Annotated in this window: 1 protein-coding gene; it reads right to left on the reverse strand. The window is 36.4% G+C overall.

The genetic code is table 11. From position 1 onward, the window contains the following. Positions 1-96 precede the first annotated feature (96 nt). On the reverse strand, positions 97-2,895 hold the full coding sequence (locus tag ACSHWW_RS14360; protein ID WP_435683158.1) for a TonB-dependent receptor: 2,799 nt from the start codon (positions 2,893-2,895) through the stop codon (positions 97-99). Positions 2,896-2,961: the final 66 nt, after the last annotated feature.

Below are 2,961 nucleotides of genomic sequence, written 5' to 3' on the forward strand. Positions count from 1 at the left end.
TATTAATTTTATTTTAAGCTTTAAATGTACTGATTTTTGCGCATAAAAAAACCCTGCCGACTGGCAGGGTTTTTAAAAATTTACTTCTTCTACAAATTAGAATCTGTAGTTAAGCGTAAAGTTCCAAGTTCTTCCGAAACCAAAATATACTCTGTTACCAGTATTTATACCATCATAGTTGTTAAGAGGGTCAGAATCTGGCGCAATGTTAGTTTCTGATTCAGAGATATACGTATCATCTAAAACGTTATTTATGTTAAGCCTTAAGGTAATAGACTTATTATCTTCTTTTCCTACCAACATTTTGTATGACACACCTGCATCAACCAAATCATATGCTGGCAATTCCAGAAGGAAACCATCGTTATCAGCAACACCATCTAAATCATTATCTTGAAAAGAAAGTACATCAAAATCTGCATAAAGATTATCTGCTCTGTAATAGCTAGCATCAAATTTCAATCTTTCTACCGGTTCAATTGTAGCTCCAATTCTAGCCGTAAATTGTGCAGCATCACCAACCTTAACACCGTCTAGAATCAATTCCGCAGTACCAAGGACATTACGCCCATCATCCAATACTGTACCAGTAGGGTTTCCTGTATACTCCCAGTTACCAACAGATACCATACCGTTAAATGTCAAGATTGGCGTAGCACGTGCCGTGAAATCTACCTCAACACCTGTATGCAACTGCTCTACACCTGAATAGTTAGCGGTTCCTTGAAATAATACATCACCATTAAGGTCGCTAACTGTTATACCGTCACTTTCAAATCTATCTTTCCAACTTGTTCTGTATAAGTTAACATTGGCACTAAACACAGCAGAACGAAAACCATAACCCAATTCTACACCAAGAATTTTTTCATTTTCAAGGTCTGGATTAATATCATTTACAAAATTCAAGAAAACGGCATCAAATAAAGGTTGCTTTAAATAATATCCTGCGTTTACAAAAACATTATGTTTTTCGTTAATGTTGTAGTTCAACCCACCCTTTACGTTTCCACCTGCTTGGTTTACCCATTCCGTTTTTTGCTCTGGATCAGAATCTAAATAGTTAAATAAATCTTCTCTTTGGAAACCTTGGTTAGAAAATGACCCTTGCATGAAAGCAGATACTTTATCATTTTTATATTCTACTTGTCCAAAAGCACCCAACCAACGTACGTAACCAATATTGTAATAATCAACTTTTTCTTCATCGTCAATACTACTAAAAACATTAAGTGAGTTACCAGCAGTAGGTGCATATGTTTCTGTTACCGTACGAAAAGTATCGTTTATATTATCATTATCAACATAAGCATCCGCACCAAGTAAATCTACCAATCTTCTGTAGTGATACCCTTTATAACTTCTAGCATCAACACCAACATCAAAACTCCAATTGTCATTTACTTCATTATGAAAATTCATAATGGTACCATACCAGTTATGAGAGTTTACAGAAGATCTCTGAGAAATACCGTTCTCGCTTCCTCTTACAAAATCATTATCATCTTCAAAACCAAAAGAACTGTTGTTACCATTTACATAAAGCCCTTGGTTAGACAATGCCCCGCCCGATGTATACGTTTCTCTTTGTGTGCCAAAATCAGGCACATTTCCACCACTATTCCATCTCTCAATATCATCCATACGAATAAGGCCATCCGCAGTCTTAAAAGTGGAGGAAAAAGACTGATTTCCATTGATTCTACCTAATGAACCTACTGAACCACCACGACCAAAAGAAGCGTATGCAATAGCTGAAAATGTAGAAGTTTCAGAAAGTTCCCATTCCCAATTTAATGATACTACAGGCTTATGATAAAAGTTTCCTCCAAAAGTATCTTCTTTACCATTTCTATTGCCCCAGTCACTATTATATTTAATGTTAGGATCTTCTCCGTTGCTACCATATTCTAAATAATTACCTAAACTTGGCGCAAAACCTCTTGAGTGATGTTGTTGCGGTGCTCCAGTAACAATAAATTGAAGGTCATGCTTATCATTTGGCTTATAACCAATACCGATAAAATAATTGTAAGCTTCAAATTCAGTTCCATCAACATAACCGCTACCAGCAGTTCTACCTAATAAAACAGAAGCAGAAAGACCATTTTCCATTAAACCAGTGTTGTAAGCAACTAATGTTTTCAAGTAATCTGCATTACCAACAGAACCAGAAACTACACCACCTTCTCTTTGCTCAGAAGTTTTAGTAACTACGTTAATAGTACCACCTACAGAAGAAGTCGCTAATTTTGAGGACCCTAGACCTCTTTGTACCTGAATAGCAGAAGCAACATCACTTAAACCAGACCAGTTGCTCCAATATACAGCACCATTCTCCATATCATTTACTGGCACACCGTTAACCATTACTGCAGAGTTATTTGTATCAAAACCACGGATACTAATACGAGCATCACCAAAACCACCACCTTGCTTTGTAACATAGATTGATGGAGTTGATTTTAAAATTTCAGGAAATTCTTGCGAACCTAATTTTTCTTGTATTTCAGCAGCTTTAATAGTTGAAACCGCTACTGGGGTTTCTCTATCTTTAGCTATATCAATTACACCACTTACTACTACACCTTCTAATTCTTGTGCGTTTGGCTCCAATACAATTCTACCAATATCACCGTCACTAGTGTAAGCTACTTTTTTGGAAGTATACCCAATGTAAGAAACTAAAAGCGTTCCTGCATTTTCTGTAATTTCGATTTGAAACTTACCATCAAAATCAGTTGAAGTTCCATTAGTTGTTCCCTGAAGGACAACACTAGCTCCCGGTAGTGGCTCATTAAGCTCGCCATCTATTACGGTACCAGTAATAGTTCCTTGTGAAAATGCCACGGTCGTCATTAAAAATAAGACCAAAGCGAAGTACATCTTTTTCATTTGTTCAGTTTTTACGTTTTCTCAATTTGCTGCAAAAGTGCGGCGTTTTAGGCATGCGAATGTTAA

The sequence above is a fragment of the Nonlabens sp. genome, assembly GCF_051251825.1.
Taxonomy (GTDB): domain Bacteria; phylum Bacteroidota; class Bacteroidia; order Flavobacteriales; family Flavobacteriaceae; genus Nonlabens.